General features: G+C 70.7%; 19 protein-coding genes and 1 pseudogene. 10 read left to right on the top strand and 10 right to left on the bottom strand.

From position 1 onward, the window contains the following. The first annotated feature begins 27 nt into the window (after positions 1-27). A complete protein-coding gene (locus RPQ07_RS06960) occupies positions 28-1,566 on the top strand; it encodes an ATP-dependent DNA ligase (RefSeq protein ID WP_313943166.1) in 1,539 nt (512 codons plus the stop codon). A 9-nt stretch (positions 1,567-1,575) separates the two neighbouring features. Here RPQ07_RS06960 and RPQ07_RS06955 read toward each other — a convergent pair whose 3' ends face one another. Further along, positions 1,576-2,082 carry an FBP domain-containing protein gene (locus RPQ07_RS06955; protein WP_313943164.1) on the bottom strand — a complete coding sequence of 169 codons (507 nt, stop codon included), beginning with the start codon at positions 2,080-2,082 and terminating at the stop codon, positions 1,576-1,578. Positions 2,083-2,178: 96 nt separating this feature from the next. Between RPQ07_RS06955 and RPQ07_RS06950 the strand changes: the two genes are divergently transcribed. Further along, complete coding sequence (locus tag RPQ07_RS06950; RefSeq protein ID WP_313943163.1) at positions 2,179-2,484, top strand: 4a-hydroxytetrahydrobiopterin dehydratase; 306 nt, start codon at positions 2,179-2,181, stop codon at positions 2,482-2,484. Between the two features lie 151 nt (positions 2,485-2,635). On the opposite strand, the gene RPQ07_RS06945 is transcribed toward RPQ07_RS06950, so the two are convergent. Further along, positions 2,636-3,097: a hypothetical protein gene (locus RPQ07_RS06945; protein WP_313943162.1), complete on the bottom strand. Its 462-nt coding sequence runs from the start codon at positions 3,095-3,097 to the stop codon at positions 2,636-2,638. Then, the gene (locus RPQ07_RS06940) at positions 3,094-3,573 is read right to left on the bottom strand and encodes a hypothetical protein (protein WP_313943161.1); all 480 of its coding nucleotides are present in this window, start codon (positions 3,571-3,573) and stop codon (positions 3,094-3,096) included. Before RPQ07_RS06940 ends, RPQ07_RS06945 begins: the two co-directional genes overlap by 4 nt. A gap of 40 nt (positions 3,574-3,613) precedes the next feature. On the opposite strand from RPQ07_RS06940, the gene RPQ07_RS06935 reads away from it, so the two are divergent. Next, positions 3,614-4,570 carry a YafY family protein gene (locus tag RPQ07_RS06935; RefSeq protein WP_313943160.1) on the top strand — a complete coding sequence of 319 codons (957 nt, stop codon included), beginning with the start codon at positions 3,614-3,616 and terminating at the stop codon, positions 4,568-4,570. 43 nt (positions 4,571-4,613) lie between these two features. Here the strand turns inward: RPQ07_RS06935 and RPQ07_RS06930 are convergent, their stop codons facing one another. After that, positions 4,614-5,450 carry an NmrA family NAD(P)-binding protein gene (locus RPQ07_RS06930; RefSeq protein WP_313943159.1) on the bottom strand — a complete coding sequence of 279 codons (837 nt, stop codon included), beginning with the start codon at positions 5,448-5,450 and terminating at the stop codon, positions 4,614-4,616. Between the two features lie 80 nt (positions 5,451-5,530). Here RPQ07_RS06930 and RPQ07_RS06925 point away from each other — a divergent pair, with 80 nt between their 5' ends. Together RPQ07_RS06925 and RPQ07_RS06920 are read left to right on the top strand one after the other, a co-directional pair. Continuing rightward, positions 5,531-6,472, top strand: coding sequence for an AraC family transcriptional regulator (locus tag RPQ07_RS06925; RefSeq protein ID WP_313943158.1), 942 nt, complete (start codon positions 5,531-5,533; stop codon positions 6,470-6,472). A gap of 47 nt (positions 6,473-6,519) precedes the next feature. Further along, entirely contained in the window at positions 6,520-7,386 is an 867-nt protein-coding gene (locus RPQ07_RS06920) for a class I SAM-dependent methyltransferase (RefSeq protein WP_313943157.1), read from the top strand. A gap of 15 nt (positions 7,387-7,401) precedes the next feature. On the opposite strand, the gene RPQ07_RS06915 is transcribed toward RPQ07_RS06920, so the two are convergent. From RPQ07_RS06915 to RPQ07_RS06905, 3 genes are all read right to left on the bottom strand, one after another. Beyond that, positions 7,402-7,857, bottom strand: a complete 456-nt coding sequence (locus RPQ07_RS06915) for an RICIN domain-containing protein (protein ID WP_313943156.1) — start codon at positions 7,855-7,857, stop codon at positions 7,402-7,404. 138 nt (positions 7,858-7,995) lie between these two features. Next, positions 7,996-8,406 (bottom strand): hypothetical protein, encoded by a 411-nt coding sequence (locus tag RPQ07_RS06910; protein WP_313943155.1) that lies wholly within the window; start codon positions 8,404-8,406, stop codon positions 7,996-7,998. A gap of 237 nt (positions 8,407-8,643) precedes the next feature. After that, positions 8,644-9,477, bottom strand: a complete 834-nt coding sequence (locus RPQ07_RS06905) for an aldo/keto reductase (protein WP_313943154.1) — start codon at positions 9,475-9,477, stop codon at positions 8,644-8,646. 269 nt (positions 9,478-9,746) lie between these two features. Between RPQ07_RS06905 and RPQ07_RS06900 the strand changes: the two genes are divergently transcribed. From RPQ07_RS06900 to RPQ07_RS06890, 3 genes and pseudogenes are all read left to right on the top strand, one after another. Then, positions 9,747-9,875 (top strand): pyrroloquinoline quinone precursor peptide PqqA, encoded by a 129-nt coding sequence (locus RPQ07_RS06900; protein WP_313943153.1) that lies wholly within the window; start codon positions 9,747-9,749, stop codon positions 9,873-9,875. 48 nt (positions 9,876-9,923) lie between these two features. Next, a pseudogene (locus tag RPQ07_RS06895) lies at positions 9,924-10,457 on the top strand (hypothetical protein); the annotation flags it as partial. A 12-nt stretch (positions 10,458-10,469) separates the two neighbouring features. Beyond that, positions 10,470-11,252 carry a Tat pathway signal sequence domain protein gene (locus RPQ07_RS06890; protein WP_313943152.1) on the top strand — a complete coding sequence of 261 codons (783 nt, stop codon included), beginning with the start codon at positions 10,470-10,472 and terminating at the stop codon, positions 11,250-11,252. Between the two features lie 207 nt (positions 11,253-11,459). Here the strand turns inward: RPQ07_RS06890 and RPQ07_RS06885 are convergent, their stop codons facing one another. After that, complete coding sequence (locus RPQ07_RS06885; RefSeq protein WP_313943151.1) at positions 11,460-13,283, bottom strand: AMP-dependent synthetase/ligase; 1,824 nt, start codon at positions 13,281-13,283, stop codon at positions 11,460-11,462. 420 nt (positions 13,284-13,703) lie between these two features. Continuing rightward, entirely contained in the window at positions 13,704-14,603 is a 900-nt protein-coding gene (locus RPQ07_RS06880) for a LysR substrate-binding domain-containing protein (protein ID WP_313943150.1), read from the bottom strand. Between the two features lie 128 nt (positions 14,604-14,731). On the opposite strand from RPQ07_RS06880, the gene RPQ07_RS06875 reads away from it, so the two are divergent. Then, positions 14,732-15,766, top strand: a complete 1,035-nt coding sequence (locus RPQ07_RS06875) for a bile acid:sodium symporter family protein (protein WP_313943149.1) — start codon at positions 14,732-14,734, stop codon at positions 15,764-15,766. 129 nt (positions 15,767-15,895) lie between these two features. Further along, complete coding sequence (locus RPQ07_RS06870; RefSeq protein WP_313943148.1) at positions 15,896-16,288, top strand: (2Fe-2S) ferredoxin domain-containing protein; 393 nt, start codon at positions 15,896-15,898, stop codon at positions 16,286-16,288. Between the two features lie 356 nt (positions 16,289-16,644). Here RPQ07_RS06870 and fdhD read toward each other — a convergent pair whose 3' ends face one another. Beyond that, positions 16,645-17,484: a formate dehydrogenase accessory sulfurtransferase FdhD gene (fdhD, locus tag RPQ07_RS06865; RefSeq protein ID WP_313948808.1), complete on the bottom strand. Its 840-nt coding sequence runs from the start codon at positions 17,482-17,484 to the stop codon at positions 16,645-16,647. Positions 17,485-17,488: the final 4 nt, after the last annotated feature.

The following is a 17,488-nucleotide window of genomic DNA, read 5'->3' as shown; positions in this document are numbered from 1 at the left end:
CACGCTCCTTCGGGGCACCATGGCCGCATGCTGCTGGCTCGAGTCGCCGACGTGTCCAGGGACGTGGCCGCCACCTCCGCACGCTCACGGAAGATCGCCCTTCTCGCCGAGCTGTTCGCGGACACCCGGCCCGAGCACGTGGCCCTCGTGATCTCGTATCTCTCCGGGCGGGTCCCGCAGGGCCGCATCGGCATCGGGTGGAGCGTGCTCAAGGAGCGGCCCGCGCCCGCGGAGACCGCCGCGCTCACCGTTCCCGAGGCCGACGCGGCACTCACCGCGCTCGCCGGCCTTCAGGGCGCCGGTTCCCAGAACGAGCGCAAGCGCCTCGTACGCGATCTGATGGCCGCGGCCACAGCCGACGAGCAGCAGTTCCTGACCCGTCTGCTGACGGGCGAGGTTCGGCAGGGCGCGCTGGACGCCGTGGCCCTGGAGGCCGTCGCCAAGGCCGCGGACGCGCCCGCCGAGGACGTACGCCGGGCGGTGATGCTGGACGGATCGCTGCCTCGTGTCGCCGGTGCGCTCTTCGCCGAGGGGCCGGCGGCGCTCGCGGAATTCCGGCTGCGCGTCGGCAGCCCCGTACAGCCGATGCTCGCCCATACGGCGAAGTCGGTCACCGAAGCCGTCATGACCCTCGACGCGCGCTGCGTGGTCGAGGAGAAGCTCGACGGCATCCGTGTCCAGGTGCACCGCAGCGGCGACGAGATCAGGATCTACACCCGCTCGCTGGACGACATCACCGACCGGCTGCCCGAAGTCGTGGACGCGGCCCGGGACATGACCGGTGATCAGTTCATCCTCGACGGCGAGGTGATCGCGCTCGACCGGGACGGCCGCCCCTACTCCTTCCAGGAGATCGCCTCCCGCGTCGGCTCCCGGATCGACGTCCGGGCGGCCCGCGCCACGCTGCCCGTCTCTCCCGTCTTCTTCGACGTACTGGCGGCCGACGGCGAGGAGACGCTCGACCTCCCGGGCGGCGAACGGCACGCAGTCCTCGCCCGCCTCGTGCCGGAACCCATGCGGGTCCGCCGCCATGTCGTCGCCGACCCCGGCGACAGTGAACAGGTCGCCGCAGCCGAGGAGTTCTTCGCCGAGACGCTGCGCCGCGGTCATGAAGGCGTCCTGGTCAAGGCGCTCGACGCCGCCTACGTCGCGGGCCGGCGCGGCCGCTCATGGCTGAAGGTCAAGCCCGTCCACACCCTCGACCTCGTCGTCCTGGCCGCCGAATGGGGCCACGGCCGCCGCACGGGCCTGCTCTCCAACCTCCACCTCGGCGCCCGCGTCTCCGACGGTACGTACGTCATGCTCGGCAAGACCTTCAAGGGGCTGACCGACGAGATGCTGCGCTGGCAGACGGACCGGCTCCGTGAACTCGCCGTCGACGACGACGGGTTCACCGTCAGGGTCCGTCCCGAACTGGTCGTGGAGATCGCGTACGACGGAATCCAGCGCTCTCCCCGCTACCCGGCGGGTGTCACGCTCCGCTTCGCCCGGGTGCTGCGCCACCGCACCGACAAGGCGGCGCAGGAGGCCGACACCATCGAGCAGGTCCTCCAGTCCCGGGGCTGAGCGGCACGGTCAGCGCGTGCCCAGCACCTTCTCGGCGAAGGCCGTCAGATGGGCGACCGTACGGTCGATGCGCTCCTGCTCGGTGAGCGTCTCCGCGTCCACCCCGGTCCGCAGCTTCGGCTGCCGCTTGCCACGGATGTAGAGCGAGCAGGCGAGGTCGGAGCAGAGGTAGGTGCCCACGGTGTTGCCTTCCCGCCCGGCCGTGCCCGCCAGCGGGGCGGCGAACAGGGTCACCCCGGACGACGCATGCGGGGTGAGGCAGACATGGCACATGCTCGACTTGATGGCGCTGGTCCGCCCGGCCGAGGGCACGCGAAGCGTGATGCCCACCGGGCCGTCCGCACGGGGGAGCACGAGATGGGCCCGCAGCGGAGCCCCCGGATCGGTCCAGCCCAAAAAGTCGAGATCGTCCCAGGGCAGTTGCCCGAAGTCGGCGGGGAGCTTCAGGCGGGTCGCCTCGCCCTTGGTGCAGTTGACGAACGAGCCGCGAATCTGTTTTTCGGTCAGCGCTTCCACCGGTGGAAGGTACACGGATCGCAGGGGAGCGGGCATCCCCTTTATGGTGGCCGAAGCCGCCTCAGCCCACCCATCCGCTGTCGAAGGGACCTGGTCATGGCCACAGAGCCGCTGTCGCAGAAGGAGATCGAGGACCGGCTGTCGGAGCTGCCCGGCTGGTCGCTGGAGGGGGACCGCATCTCCCGCTCCTACCGGCTCGCCGACCACTTCGCGGCCACCGCGATGGTCGTGCACATCGCGCAGGTCCAGCAGGAGCTGGACCACCACTCCGATCTGACGCTCGGCTACAACAGCGTCTCGCTGACGGTGCACACGCACGACGCGGGCGGCGCGGTCACCGAGAAGGACTTCACTCTGGCGCGACGGGTGGAACAGCTCGCGCCCGGGCACGGCGCGAGCTGACCCCGGAGCGTGCCGGGCACGGCTGCCGGCCGGTCCGCCGACCGGTCCGCCGGCCGGTGCGCGAGGTCCGCGAGGTCCGCGCGGTCCGGCACCGTCGCCGAGCATCGGCCGGGCCGGCAACATCGGCCCGGCCCGGCACACCGCCCAGGGCTCAGACCGGCCGCGACAGGTCCATCACCCAGTTCGTCACCCACGTCCGTTCCTCGTCGACCGAGAACGCCTGCTCCCAGCGCGCCGTCGTGTCGCTGATGCCGGACCAGACGAACCGCACCCGCACGTCCTTGCCGTCGTGCGTGTCGTCGCCGTGGAACTCACCGCGCCCGTCTCCGCCGAAGCGTCCCACCACCGGCGGGAACAGCGCGCCGGAGCGGTCGTTCGCCCAGTACAGCGACCACACGTCGCGGTCCGGGTCGTACAGCCGCAGCGTGAGGCCGCGGAACCCAAGCGACGGGAAGACGATCTCGTCGAAGTTCGCCCCGCCGTCGAAGTGGCGTGACGCCCGGCTCATCGCCGTGAACTCCTCCCACGGGCTCGTCGCGTCCAGGAAGTCCGTGCGGCGGCGGTTCGCGACGACCCACTCGCCGACCAGGAAGTCGAAGTCGGTCGTGCTCATGAGCGGCCTCCGGTCGTTCCTTCGCGGAGCGAGTCGGCGAGATAGGCGTCCAGGTCGGGACGCTCGGGCGTGAGCACATGCCGCACCCAGGCGTCCCGCTCGTGCACCACCGGCGGCAGCTCGTACACACAGCCGATCCAGGGCTTGGACAGCCTGATGAAATGGGTCGGATCACGGTCCGGACAGTCGAGTACGGGCTGTCCGGCCGCCGCGCCCGCGAAGTGCACGGCGTTGTCCCACACCCAGCTGTACGCGTTGAGGTACGCGCCGTCGTCCTCTCCCCTGTGGAGGACGACGAACGCGGCCGCCGGCGTACCGTCCGGCTCCGGCAGCAACATCGGCAGGATCTCGTACGCGGCCTTCTCGACCGCGGGCTCTATCCCTGCCGGGTCCCTCGTGACGTGGTAGCGCTTGATCCGACGGCCGCCCACCTCGATCGGTGGGGGCACGAACAGCAACTTCTCGGCGAAACTCATGGGCAGGACGCTAGAGCCGCTCCACTGACATCCTGTGTCAGTGAAGTCCAGCCGACTTGTGTCGATCCTTCTGCTCCTCCAGACCCGGGGCCGGATGACCGCCGCCCGCCTCGCGGAGGAGCTGGAGGTGTCCGTCCGGACCGTCTACCGGGACATCGAGGCACTGCACGCGTCCGGTGTGCCGCTGTACGGGGACGCCGGCCACGCCGGTGGCTACCAGCTGCTCGCCGGCTACCGGACGCATCTGACCGGGCTGTCCGCCCAAGAGGCGGAAGCCCTGTTCCTGTCCGGCGTCCCGGGACCCGCCGCCGAACTCGGCCTGGGCTCGGACCTGGCCGCCGCCCAGCTCAAGCTGCGGGCCGCGCTGCCCGCCGAACTGCGCGACCAGGCCGACCGGATGCGCTCGCGCTTCCACCTCGACGCACCCGGCTGGTACGCCCCCGACGAAGAGGTGCCCTATCTGACCCAGGTCGCCGAGGCGGTCTGGCACAGCCGGGTGATCGACGTCCGCTACCGCCGCTGGAAGGAGCCGACCGATGTGGACCGCCGTCTGGAGCCGTACGGTCTGGTGCTCAAAGCGGGGCGCTGGTACGTCGTCGCGGCCCCCGGTCCGCGCACGTACCGGGTCGACCAGATCCTTCGACTCTCCTGCGACGGGAGCGTGTTCGAGCCGCCGCCCGGATTCGATCTGGCCGCCCACTGGCAGCGCCAGCAGGCCGACTTCCACGCCCGGCTGTACAGCGGCCGGGCACTCGTGCGGATCTCGCCCGCCGCCGCCGAGGGACTGACCGGGCCCGTGGCGCAGGCCCTCGCGGACACCGGCACGGCCGAACCGGACGGCTGGACCCGCGCGTCGCTCCCCATCGAGTCCCTCGGTCACGCGCACCGCGAGTTCCTCGCGATGGGCACGGAGGTCGAGGTGCTCGAACCCGCCGAGCTCCGTGCCCGGATGGCGGGGACGGCCCGCGAACTCGCGGCGCGGTACGCCACCGGCTGACCGGCGGCGTACCGACCCCCTTCGTGCCCCGTGACCGGACGGCTCACGCGTCCCAGGCGCCGGCCTTCGCCGCGTCCCGGGCGTAGTCCGCGAAGTCCCTCGGCGCACGGCCCAGTACCTGCCGGACCCCGTCCGTGGTCGAGGCGTTGTGCCCGTCCATCAGCATCGTGAACAGCTCGACCAGCCACTGCGCGTCCTGCGCGGGAAGCCCGACCTGCTGGAGCATCCCCTGGTACTCCTCGCCGGTCACCGGCACATAGCGCACCTCGCGGCCGGTCGCCCGCCCGATCTCCTCGGCCGCCTCCTGGAAGGTCAGCAGCCGCGAGCCCGTCACCTCGTACGTCTCGCCCGTGTGGCCCTCCTCGGTGAGGACGGCGACCATCACGTCCGCCAGGTCGTCCGCGTCGATGAACGGCTCCGCCGTGCCGCCCGCCGGGAAGACGAGCTCGCCCTGGGCCACACCCTCGGCCATCGGGCCCTCGCTGAAGTTCTGCGCGAAGAAGCTGGCCCGCACGACCGTGAGCGGTACACCCGCCTCCCGCAGCGCGCTCTCGGCCTTCACGGCGTCCGGCTCGCCACGGCCGGAAAGGAGCACCAGACGCCCCACGCCCGCCGCGGCCGCCGCCTGCCCGAAGGCCCGCATCGCCTCGGTGGCGCCGGGACCCGCGAGGTCGGGGTAGTACGTGACGTAGGCCGCGTCCGCGCCGCCGAGCGCCGGGCCCCAGGTCGAGGCGTCCTCCCAGTCGAAGGGGACCGCACCGCGGCGCGAGCCCGCCCGCACCTGGACACCGCGCTCCGTGAGCCGCTGCGCCACCCGGTGACCCGTCTTGCCCGTGGCCGCCGTCACCAACACCGTTTCCTGCTTCAGGTTCTCTGTCATGCCTCCAGATTCGCGGCCGCGCTCTGGACTCTCCATGCTGCAAAGCCTCAATGGCATGTTTCTGCGTCTACGCTGGAGTCATGGACGCTCTTGCCGGGCTGCTCGACGGACCGCGTGCCCGAGGCGCTTTCCTGCTGCGGATGGTGATGGAGCCGCCCTGGTCCGTGCGGATCGAGGACCAGGCACCGCTCTCCCTGATGTGTGTCACCCAGGGGCAGACGTGGATCAGCTCCGACGCCGGCGACGAGGTGCTGATGCGGCCCGGTGACGTGGCGATCGCCCGGGGGCCGGGCGGCTACACCACCGGCGACGACCTGCGGACCGAGCCGTTGGCGCTGATCGGTCCCGGCGGCACCTGCCACACCCTGCGCGGCGAACCGCTCGCCACATCCATGGCCCTGGGTGTGCGGAGCTGGGGCAACGACCCCGACGGCTCGTCCGTGATGCTGGTCGGCACCTATCAGATGAAGGGCGAGGTCTCGGCGAGGCTGCTGGACGCCCTGCCCCCGCTGGTCCATCTCACCGCCGACGAGTGGAACTGCCCGCTCATGCCGGTCCTCGACGACGAGATCTCACGGGACGAGCCCGGCCAGAGCGTGGTGCTCGACCGGATCCTCGACCTGCTGCTCATCGCCGTCCTGCGGGCCTGGTTCTCCCGGCCCGACGCGAAGGCACCGGCGTGGTACGTGGCGATGGGCGACCCGGTGGTGGGCCGCGCGCTGCGCCTGCTCCAGGACGACCCCGCCCACCCCTGGACGGTCGCCTCCCTCGCCGCCAAGTGCGGGGTGTCGCGTGCTCAGCTCGCGCGCCGCTTCCACGAGTTGGTGGGGGAGCCGCCGATGGGCTACCTCACCACCTGGCGGCTCGACCTCGCCGCGGACCTGTTGCGCGAGAGCGACGCCACCATCGAGGCGGTGGCCAGGAAGGTCGGCTACAGCGGTTCGTTCGCGCTGAGCGCCGCCTTCAAGCGGGTCCGCGGGGTGAGCCCGATGGTGCACCGCGCGCACAGTGTTCTGCCGTAACCGCAACAAAGCTCGCCGAATCGGCACCGTCGCGACAGGGTGAGGACATGAGCAGTCACCACCACGACAAGACCCACATCGACTGGGACGAGATGAGCCCGCTGCTGGAACGCGGCGCGGAGCTCCAGGGGCCCGTGCACCGCCAGGCCGTGGCCTGGCTCGGGGAGCAGGTGCCCGCGGCGGGCGTCCGGCGGATCATCGACATCGGCAGCGGACCGGGAGTGATGAGCCTGGTGCTCGCCGAGGCCTTTGAGTACGCCGAGGTCGTGGCGGTCGACGCGACCGTCCCCCTCCTGGAGCTCGCGCGGGCCCGCGCCGAGCGGGCGGGTCTCGGCGACCGGGTCCGTACGCTGCACGCCGAACTGCCCGACGACTTCGACGCGTTGGGGGAAGCGGACCTGATCTGGGCGGGCTCCTCGCTGCACCACATCGGAGACCAGCGCGCGGCTCTCGCCGGCTTCTCCCGGCTGCTGCGACCGGGCGGCCTGCTGGCTGTGGTGGAGGGCGGCCTGCCCGCCCGCCATCTGCCGCGCGACATCGGCATCGGGCGGCCGGGGCTGGAGGCCCGTCTGGACGCGGCCTCCGCCGAGTGGTTCCTCGGTATGCGCGCCGAACTGCCCGGTGCGAAGGACGAGATCGAGGACTGGCGGGCGCTGATGGCCGCGGCCGGTCTCGCGCCGAGTGGCACGCGGTCCTTCCTCCTCGACATCCCCGCGCCGGTGCCCCGGACCGTACGCGAGCAGCTGGCCTCGGCCTTCGCCTGGCAACGGAAGGTGCTCGACGGGCTGTTGGCTCCGGACGACATCGCCGTACTGGACCGGCTGCTCGACCCGCACGACGAACAAGGTCTGGCGCAGCGCCCGGACATCTATCTGCTCATGGCACGCACGGTGCACACCGCCCGCCGCGGCTGACGGCCGCGGGCCGGGTCAGGGGCAGGGTTCGAGCCGCCACCACTGACCGGGTGAGTCGGTGTCCTCCCACTGCTGCACACGTGCGCCGTCCTCGGCGCTGCCGTCGGCGACTTCGAGGAGCAGTCCGCTGATGAAGCTGACGATGGTGACGGTGCCCGGCGTGTCGAGATGCTGCTCGATGATCCACTCCTGCGCGCCGAAGTTGTTGGGACGCCACTGCTGGATGCGGGCGCCGTTCTCGGTGGAGGCGTCGGCGACGTCGAGCCGTTTGCCGCTGACGACGCTCACGAAGTGGTGGAGTCCGCTGCCGTTCGGCACAGGGTCGATCTGCCACTGCTGTCCGGGAGCGCCGGTCTCCTTGCCCTGCTGGACGACGGCCCCGCTGCCCCTGACCCCGCCGTACACCTCCAGGAGCAGCCCGCTGCCGACGTTGCGCACCAGATGACGGCCAGGTCTGAATGCCCCGCTCAATTCCCGTACTCCTTGTCCGGCGCCGTGATGTTCACGCGGAACGATCGTACGAGAGGGGCGCGGGAGGACATACGGAATGCCCTCGTCGCCGCTGATGCGGCTGACGAGGGCATGGTCCGTCTCCGGGGAGCGACCGGATCAGCGCACCGTGACGGTGAAGGGGGCCGACGCCATGCCGCCGCCGACGATGCGCAGCGTGTTGCGTCCCTTGAAGCCGAGGTAGACGCGCATCTTGTAGGTGGCCTTGCGCGTGGTGTTCATCGACGCGGGGAGGGTCGTCCACTGACCGCCCTGCCGCTGCTGGAGACGCACACGGGTGCCGGGGGGAAGCTGCCTGGCCGACCCGTACACGCGGAACTGCTGCCACGCGGCGACGCCGCGCTTGGTGGCTCTCGCCGTCAGGGCCGGGCGTTCGTCGCGTCCGCTGTCGCGAGCGGTCACGGTCTTCGAGGGGGACGAGTCGACGACGGCCATGGAAACGCCGACCGACCCGGCCAGCAGGGCGGCGGTGGTGATGCCGGTGACGGTTGCCTTCTTGATGCGCTCCATCGGACTGCCTCCAGGGGTGCAGGTTCGTTCGGAGCACCAAAAGTAGGCATACCGCCTGTAAATATGACGAGAAGACGCGCAAGCGGTGAAAGGAATACCACGACCGGCGGAATCCCGCCATTCGGGGAGGGCTGTTCCGGGGATTCAGGAGGTTCTGGGCGGCCCGGAACAGCGAAACGCCGCCCGGCAGGAGCCGGGCGGCGCTGAGCGCTCGGGCGCTGGTGGGGCGGCCGGAGGTCAGCCGACGTTGAACGTCGCCGGGTCCGGACCCAGTCGCTTGCCCTCGTCCAGAGCGGCGAAGGCCGCCAGATCGTCGCCGTCCAGCTCGAAGTCGAAGACATCGAGGTTCTCCCGGATGCGCGAGGGGGTCACGGACTTGGGGATGACCACATTGCCGATCTGGAGGTGCCAGCGGAGCACCACCTGGGCCGGCGTGCGGTCGTGCTTCCGGGCGACGGCGACCACCGTCGGGACGTCCAGCAGGCCCTTGCCCGAACCGAGCGGCGACCATGCCTCGGTGGCGATGCCGTGCTGGGTGTGGAACGCGCGCGACGCGGTCTGCTGAAGCTGGGGATGCAGCTCGATCTGGTTCACCGCGGGCACGACCGAGGTCTCCGCGATCAGGTGCTCGAGGTGCTCCGGAAGGAAGTTGGAGACACCGATGGCCCTGGTGCGGCCGTCCGCGAGAAGCTTCTCGAAGGCCTTGTACGTCTCCACGTACAGCCCCTTCGACGGCATCGGCCAGTGGATCAGATACAGGTCCACATGGTCGAGGCCGAGCTTCGCCAGTGAGGTGTCGAAGGCGCGGAGGGTCGCGTCGTAACCCTGGTCGCCGTTCCACAGCTTGGTCGTGACGAAGAGGTCCTCGCGCGGGATGCCGGAATCGGCGATGGCCTGCCCGGTTCCCTCTTCGTTCTCGTAGATGGCCGCGGTGTCGATACTGCGGTAACCGGCTTCCAGAGCGGTGGAGACCGCCTGTGCCGCCTCGTCGTCCGGTACCTGCCAGACACCGAAGCCGAGCTGCGGCATCTCGACGCCGTTGTTGAGTGTGATGGAGGGGACCTTGCTCACGAGCGGTCGATCCTTACGTCGTCGGTTGGTACTCCCATCGTCAACGATCAACCTGCCGAGCGCATTCCCGCCAGTGAAGTTGGCCGATACAGCTCCGGCCTTCTCGGTCCAGACCATTGACCGCGCCCCGTCAAGCCGGAACGCTGGGGCATGTAACTGAACGCCGGTCGCTCATGTGAACGGACGGTCAGCTGCACCACCCTGTGTCACCGAGCAGCAGACACCTGGATCAATCCTGACCCCACACCTCAGGAAGGCAGGCACCGCTCATGAACGACACCAAGAAAGCAAACGACACCAACGAAACATCGGAGGAGACGGCCACCTGGCAGACTCCCGGGTTCGAGGTCGTCGGGACCGCGCTCGAAGTCACCGCCTACGCCCTCACCGACCGATAGCCACGCCGCCGTGCTGCTGCAGGTGCTCGGCACCGCGGCGGGCGGCGGACTGCCCCAGTGGAACTCCATGAGAAACGGCTCGCGGCACTTGTCGGAGCGGGGCTGTGCAGTGTGCAGCTGTCCGTGCAGCACGCCGACCCCGCGGCATCCGAACGCATCGCCGGAGCACGCTCGTTCGCAGCGAAGGTACGAGCGGCACGCCTGGTGCGTGAGGCGGACCTGCCGCTCGGTCTGAACGTCGTCCTCCACCGCGACAACCTCGGCTCCCTCGACGCACTGATCGAACTCGGCCTCGCCTGGGGCGCGGAGCGGATCGAGCTCGCCAACACCCAGTTCTACGGCTGGGCGTTGCGCAACCGCGACCTCGGCGGGTGCCGGTGCCAGGCGTACGCCCTCACCGGCGACGCCACCCGCACGGACCCGGTCTGCTCGCTCGCGCCCGACCACGCTCTCATACGCGATCTCGTCGACCCTACGCATCTGCCGGACCCCGCGGTCGCCCCCGCGTACGTCCACCGCGCGGAACAGCCCACGTCCACGTTCCCGGGGCCGATCTCGTCATGGACGAACAACTCGCAATGAGGTGAAGGAAACATGACCGCATCACGCAGGGCAGTCCTGGGAGCGGCACTCGGCGGCGCCGTCGCGGCCGGGCTGCCCGGACTCATGTCGCAGGCCAGTGCGGCCGACTGGCAGCTTCGCTGGTCCCCGTCGGCACGCACCGACAAACTGCGGGCCTTCGAGACCATCGAGGACGACCGGGCCGGCTCGCACACGTCGGCCGCGCCCCACATCACCACCGAGGGCGACAACTTCCGGTTCACGATGCACACCGTGGACCGCGACACCGCGACCGACCGGCAGCGCCACGAGGTCACCGGCTGCCGCACCGGCAGCTCGTCCCTCCAGTGGAAGTCGGGCCAGACCTGGCGGGTCACCTACGGCATGTTCATCCCGAGCACGCTGAAGGCGACCACCAGCTTTACGCACATCATGCAGATGAAGCAGCCGGGCACCGGGTCGTCCCCGATCGTCGTGCAGTCGCTGCGCCGGGTGAACGGCGTACAGACCATCGAGCTGAAGGTCATCTCCGGCGATGTCCTCGTCGGCCGGACCAACCTCGAACCGCTGCACAACAAGTGGATCGACGTCGACTTCCAGATCAGGATCGGGAACGGCACGGCCGGCTCCGTCCGCTGGATCCTCAAGAACGGCGCGACGACGGTGATCGACGCGTCGAAGTCGGGCGTCGACACCTTCCTCGCGGACCGGGTGCGCCCCAAGTGGGGTATCTACCGCTCGCTGGGCGACAGTTCGGGCTCCCTCCAGAACTGCCACATGCTCCTCACCAACATGCGCGGCTATCAGCTCGTCTGACGAGGACGACATGATCGGCGTTCGCGGAACCGTCGCCGACCTCGCGTGACCAGGATCTTCCGCGTCACGATCGGCCGGCACACACAGCCCGGCCGGTCGGCCGCGGCCTCACCGACCACTGCCCGGCGCGTACTTCCTGCCCCGCGCCGGGCAGTTCGCCGTGCCGTGCCGTGCAGCAGTGCCGGCGTGCGGGGGGTGCTCGCCCCCTCAGTGGTAGAGCGCGTCGACCTCGACCGCGTACGCCGCCTCGATCGCCTTCCGCTTCAGCTTCAGCGACGGTGTGAGCAGCCCGTGCTCCTCGCTGAAGGGGTGGGCCAGGATGCGGAACGTACGGATCGACTCCGCCTGCGACACCAGGGTGTTGGCGGCCACCACCGCCCGGCGGACCTCCATCTCCAGATCCGGGTCGCGCACCAGATCCGCCGGGGCCAGCGGTGCCTTGTCCTGCATCGCCAGCCAGTGGTCGACCGCCTCCTGATCGACGGTGACCAGCGCCGCGATGTAGGGGCGGTCGTTGCCGACCACGATGCACTGGTTGACCAGCGGATGCGCCCGTACGCGCTCCTCCAGCCCCACCGGCGACACGCTCTTGCCGCCGGAGGTCACCAGGATCTCCTTCTTGCGGCCCGTGATCGTCAGATAGCCGTCCTCGTCCAGCGCTCCGAGGTCCCCGGTCGCCAGCCAGCCGTCGTGCAGCACCGCGTCGGTGGACTTGGGGTCGCCCAGATAGCCCGAGAAGACGTGCGCGCCGTGGAGCCACACCTCGCCGTCCTCCGCGATGTGGACCGTGGTTCCCGGGATCGGCTGGCCGACCGTGCCGTAGCGGGTGCGCTCCGGGGGGTTCGCCGTCGCCGCCGCGCTCGTCTCGGTGAGTCCGTAGCCCTCGAAGACCGTGACGCCCGCCCCCTCGAAGAAGAGGCCGAGCCGCCGGTCCATGGCCGAGCCGCCGGACATGGCGTGGCGGACCCGGCCGCCCATCGCGTCGCGGACCTTGCCGTACACCATCTTCTCGAAGAACTGGTGCTGCATCCGCAGCCCGGCGGAGGGGCCGGGGCCCAGGCCGAAGGCCCGGTGTTCCATGGCCTCCGCGTAGCGCACCGCCACGTCGACGGCCTTCTCGAACGGGCCTGTCTTCCCGTCGACCTCCGCCCTGCGGTGCGCCGCGTTGTAGATCTTCTCGAGGATGTACGGCACCGCCAGGATGAACGTCGGTCTGAACGCCACCAGGTCGGGCAGCAACGCCTTTGCCTGGAGCACCGGCTGGTGGCCGAGCTTGACCCGGCCGCGGATCGCCGCGATCTCCACCATGCGTCCGAAGACGTGGGCGAGCGGCAGGAACAGGAGCGTCGCGGCCTCGTCACCCGGCTTGGAGTGGAAGACCGGTTCCCAACGTGTGATGAGGGTGTCGGTCTCGAACATGAAGTTGGCGTGCGTGATGACGCAGCCCTTCGGGCGTCCGGTGGTCCCCGAGGTGTAGATGACCGTGGCCATCGAGTCGGGGGTCACCGCGCGCCGGTGCCGGTGCACCACCTCGTCGTCGATGTGCGCACCCGCCGCGTTGAGCTCCGCGACGGCACCGGCGTCCAGCTGCCACAGCCGTTTCAATTGCGGAAGCCGGTCGATGACCGAGCCGACCGTCATGGAGTGGTCCTCGTGCTCGACCATGCACGCCGTGACCTCGGAGTCGTGCAGCATCCAGAAGACCTGCTCCGCCGAGGAGGTGGGATAGATGGGCACGGAGTGCGCGCCGACCGTCCAGACGGCGAAGTCGAAGAGCGTCCACTCGTACCGGGTACGGGACATCAGGGCGACCCGGTCACCGAACCGCACTCCCTGCGCCAGCAGCCCCTTGGCCAGGGCGAGCACCTCGTCGCGGAACTGCGCGGACGTCACATCGTGCCAATGTCCTTCCGCGTCCTTGCGTCCGAGGACGACGCGATCGGGATCCTCCTGGGCATAGTCGAACACCGCATCCGCCAGCCCACCGACCTGAGGCGCTGCGTCCAGCGGGGGGACAGTGAACTCGCGCAATGGCCTGCTCCTTGTGGCGCTCCGCACAGCGCCGCGACGCTACCCCACCTCGCTGACCGGCGGGAGGGCCTTGCAGAACTGTGGACGAATGGCATCACCACAGGTCAGACGAGGATGTCCGGCCACACAAAAGAGAGTTGGACCACAGTTCTGACCGAAGAGTAAGTACGCCGGTATCGAATCTCCACGGAATCTCGACGCGGCACGCACCGTCGCTTTACGGAGTCGAGAAGCTTTGGTCCGTACCAGGCCGGTGAGCGGGTCCGTGACCAGGTCCGGCGGGTGACGGTACGCGAACGGCCGGGTGCGGGGTCATGATCGAGCCATCGGGCCATCGGGCCATCGAGCCGTCGAGCCATCGGACCCTCGCGTCACGGAGCCGCGGGGCGGCCGGGACCATCGAGCCGTTGCGCGTGGCTGTCACCGCTGCCGCGGGCCGCCACCCCGGTGCAGCCGGTCGGCGCCCCGCAGGATCGACGACGCCAGCGCGGCCGCCGCCTCCTGCGCCGCATGCCCCGCGCCCGCCCGCCGGCCGTGCAGCAGGACGAAGTCCACATCGCCCAGTTCGGGCAGGCCGGCCCGCGACGCCACCGGAGCCAGGCCCGGCGGGATCAGCCCGCGGCTGTGCGCCATCACACCGAGCCCCGCCCGCGCCGCCGCGATCAGCCCGCTCAGGCTGGTACTGGTGCACGCGATCCGCCAGGCGCGCCCTTCCGCCTCCAGCACCTCCAGCGCACGGGCCCGCGTGATGCCCGGCGGCGGATAGACGATCAGCGGTACGGGCAGGGCGGGGTCGAGCCGCAGCTGTGGGGCGCCGATCCACGAGAGCGTGTCCTGCCACACGAGCTCGCCGTGGGTGTCGCCGGTCCGCCGCTTGGCCAGCACCAGATCGAGCCTTCCCGCCTCCAGCCGTCTGTGCAGCGTGCCCGAGAGTTCCACGGAGAGCTCCAGGTCCACCTCGGGGTGGTCGCGCCGGAAGGACTCCAGGATCTCCGGCAGCCGGGTCAGCACGAAGTCCTCGGAGGCCCCGAACCGCAGACGGCCGCGCAGCCGCTTGCCGGTGAAGAACGCGGACGCGCGCTCGTGCGCCTGGAGGATCGTCCGGGCGAAGCCGAGCATGGCCTCCCCGTCCTCGGTGAGCTCCACGCTGTGCGTGTCCCGGGTGAACAGCTGCCGGCCGGTGGCCTCCTCCAGCTTGCGCACATGCTGGCTCACGGTCGACTGGCGCAGCCCGAGCCGGCGGGCGGCCTGGGTGAAGCTGAGTGTTTGGGCGACCGCGAGGAAGGTACGCAGTTGTGCGGGGTCGTACATGACCTCCACGGTAGGCCTTTTCCGCGCACCCATCACAAATCGCGATGACAGTGAGCGTGGTGTGCGGGATTCCCGATCGGTCGTGTCAGGAGCACCATGGGGAGGGCACGACCCTGAACCGAGAGCAAGTGGAGCACATGAGCCGCCGCACGTTGTCGCTGCCGTCCTGGCTGCCCGTCGACCCGTACATCCTGGCGCTCCTCGGGACGGTGGTACTCGCGGCTCTCCTGCCGGCGTCCGGACGCGCCGCCGATGTCGCTGGCGGGGCGTCGACCGGTGCCGTGGCCCTGCTGTTCTTTCTGTACGGCGCGCGGCTGTCGACCCGCGAGGCGGTCGACGGCCTGCGGCACTGGCGTCTGCATGTGACGGTGCTCGCCGCGACGTTCCTCGTCTTCCCGCTGCTGGGGCTCGCCGCGCGGGGCCTCGAACCGTGGCTGCTCACACCGGAGCTCTCCAGCGGACTGCTGTTCCTGTGTCTCGTGCCGTCGACGATCCAGTCGTCGATCGCCTTCACCTCGATGGCGCGCGGGAACGTTCCCGCGGCGATCTGCGCCGGTTCCTTCTCCAGCATCGCGGGCATCGTGCTCACCCCGCTGCTGGCGGCGGTCGTCCTCGGCGGCCGGGCCGGCGGTTTCTCCGCGGACTCGCTGCTGCGGATCGTGCTGCAACTCCTCGTGCCCTTCCTGGCGGGCCAGTTGCTGCGACGGTGGGTCGGGGGCTTCCTCACCCGCCACAAGAAGGTGCTCGGGTACGTCGACCGCGGCTCGATCCTGCTCGTCGTCTACACGGCCTTCAGCGCGGGCATGAACGCGGGCGTCTGGCACCAGGTCACCCCGGGGCGCCTCGGCGCTCTGCTGCTCGTCGAGGCGGCGCTCCTCGCGGCGATGCTGACGCTCACCTGGTACGGCTCCAGGCGGCTCGGTTTCGGGCGGGCGGACCGCGTCGCGATCCAGTTCGCGGGCTCGAAGAAGAGCCTTGCGGCCGGTCTGCCCATGGCCACGGTGCTGTTCGGCGCCCACGCGAGCCTTGCCGTCCTGCCGTTGATGCTCTTCCACCAGATGCAACTGATGGTCTGCGCGGTCATCGCCAAGCGCCGCGGCCGTGAGGTGCCGGCCGAGGCGGCCCCCGCGCCCGGCACGAGGGTTCTGTCGGAAGCGCGGTCGGCCCCCTGAACGGCGGCCCGGACGTGGCCCGTTCGTGTCGCGGGTGACCGGCACGGGCTTCGGTACGTGACCAACGCCTCGCCGCAGAGCACGCGTCCGGACCTCCGCGAGGCCGCCCGCGCCTGACAAGATCGCCGGGTGACGACGTACGCGATACGCCCCTTCGGCGCCCGCCCCTGCACCCTGGTCGTCTGCCGCGGCTGCTGCTGCGGGGACGCGGCCAAGCACCCCGGCACCGACCACCAAGGCCAACTGGCCCGGTTGCGGACGGCGGCCGAGGCGTCGGACGGCAGGTTCGCGGTCCGCACGAGCGACTGCCTCGGCCCGTGCGGCCAGGCGAACGTGATCGTGGTCCAGCCCTCGGCGGAGGGCCGCCGCCGGGGCGCCAGGGCGACCTGGATCGGCTGGGCGCTCGACGACGACGCGACGGACGACGTCCTCGCCTGGGCGCAGGCGGGCGGCCCGGGCTTCGCCGAACCCTCGCCGACGCTGGAACTCCAGGTGATCCCGGCACCGGCGACGCGCAGATGAGGCGGGCACCGGCGGGTTGAAGGCCGGCCGCGCTGCCCTGCCCGCTTGCCTCTCGCCGGGTCGGGCATGAGCCTCGGCGCACCGCGAAATCTCCCGCCGGGCCTCACCCCCCAGCCGCAGGCGTTCACCCAGTCTTCGCCCCGGGGACGCCGTTCGGGCTTCCGCCCGCACACGAACCCCCGCTTACCGGCCCGGCAACGGTGACTTGTGGCTCGACACGTGGTGCTGCACGAACCCCGTGTTCGTGGACGTGGTGCGCTGACGCACCGGCTCGCGGGGGTGCCTCACGGAAGGACCCGGCCGGCGCAGGGGGCGCTCCCCGCCGGCCGGGCCCGTATCCCGTGCAGCGGGGAGCGTCAGACCCCGGTGCCCAGGGCGATCCGCTCGTCGCCCGCGTACACGTTCATATTGGCGCCCCGCAGGAAACCGATCAGCGTCAGTCCCGTCTCGGCGGCCAGGTCCACGGCCAGCGAGGAGGGCGCGGAGACGGCGGCCAGGACCGGGATTCCGGCCATCACCGCCTTCTGGGCCAGCTCGAACGAGGCGCGGCCCGAGACCAGCAGGATCGCCCGGGACAGCGGCAGATCACCGTTCTGCAGCGCGCGGCCGATGAGTTTGTCGACGGCGTTGTGCCGTCCGACGTCCTCCCGGATGTCGAGCAGCTCCCCCTCTTCGGAGAAGAGTGCCGCCGCATGGAGCCCCCCGGTCCGGTCGAAGACCCGCTGTGCGGCGCGCAGCCGGTCGGGGAGGCCCGCCAGCAGAGCGGGCTCGATACGGACCGGGGGAGTGTCGGCGATCGGGAAGCGCGCCGTCGTGCGGACTGCGTCGAGGCTGGCCTTGCCGCACAGTCCGCACGACGAGGTGGTGTAGACGTTCCGTTCGAGGGTGATGTCGGGCAGCTCGACCCCGGGGGCGAGCCGCACGTCCACCACGTTGTACGTGTTGGACCCGTCGGCCGTCGCCCCGGCGCAGTAGACGATCGACTGGAGCTCGTCGGCCGCCCCCAGGACGCCCTCGCTCACCAGGAACCCGGCGGCGAGGGCGAAGTCGTCGCCGGGGGTACGCATGGTGATGGCGAGCGGTTTGCCGCCCAGACGGATCTCCAGCGGTTCCTCGGCCACCAGGGTGTCCGGGCGGGACGTCACCGCCCCGTCCCTGATGCGGATGGTGCGTCGGCGCTCGGTGACCCGTCCCATGGCG

The organism is Streptomyces sp. AM8-1-1, from assembly GCF_032229325.1.
Classification (GTDB): Bacteria; Actinomycetota; Actinomycetes; order Streptomycetales; family Streptomycetaceae; genus Streptomyces; species Streptomyces achmelvichensis.
This window is presented reverse-complemented; position numbering and strand designations above follow the sequence as displayed.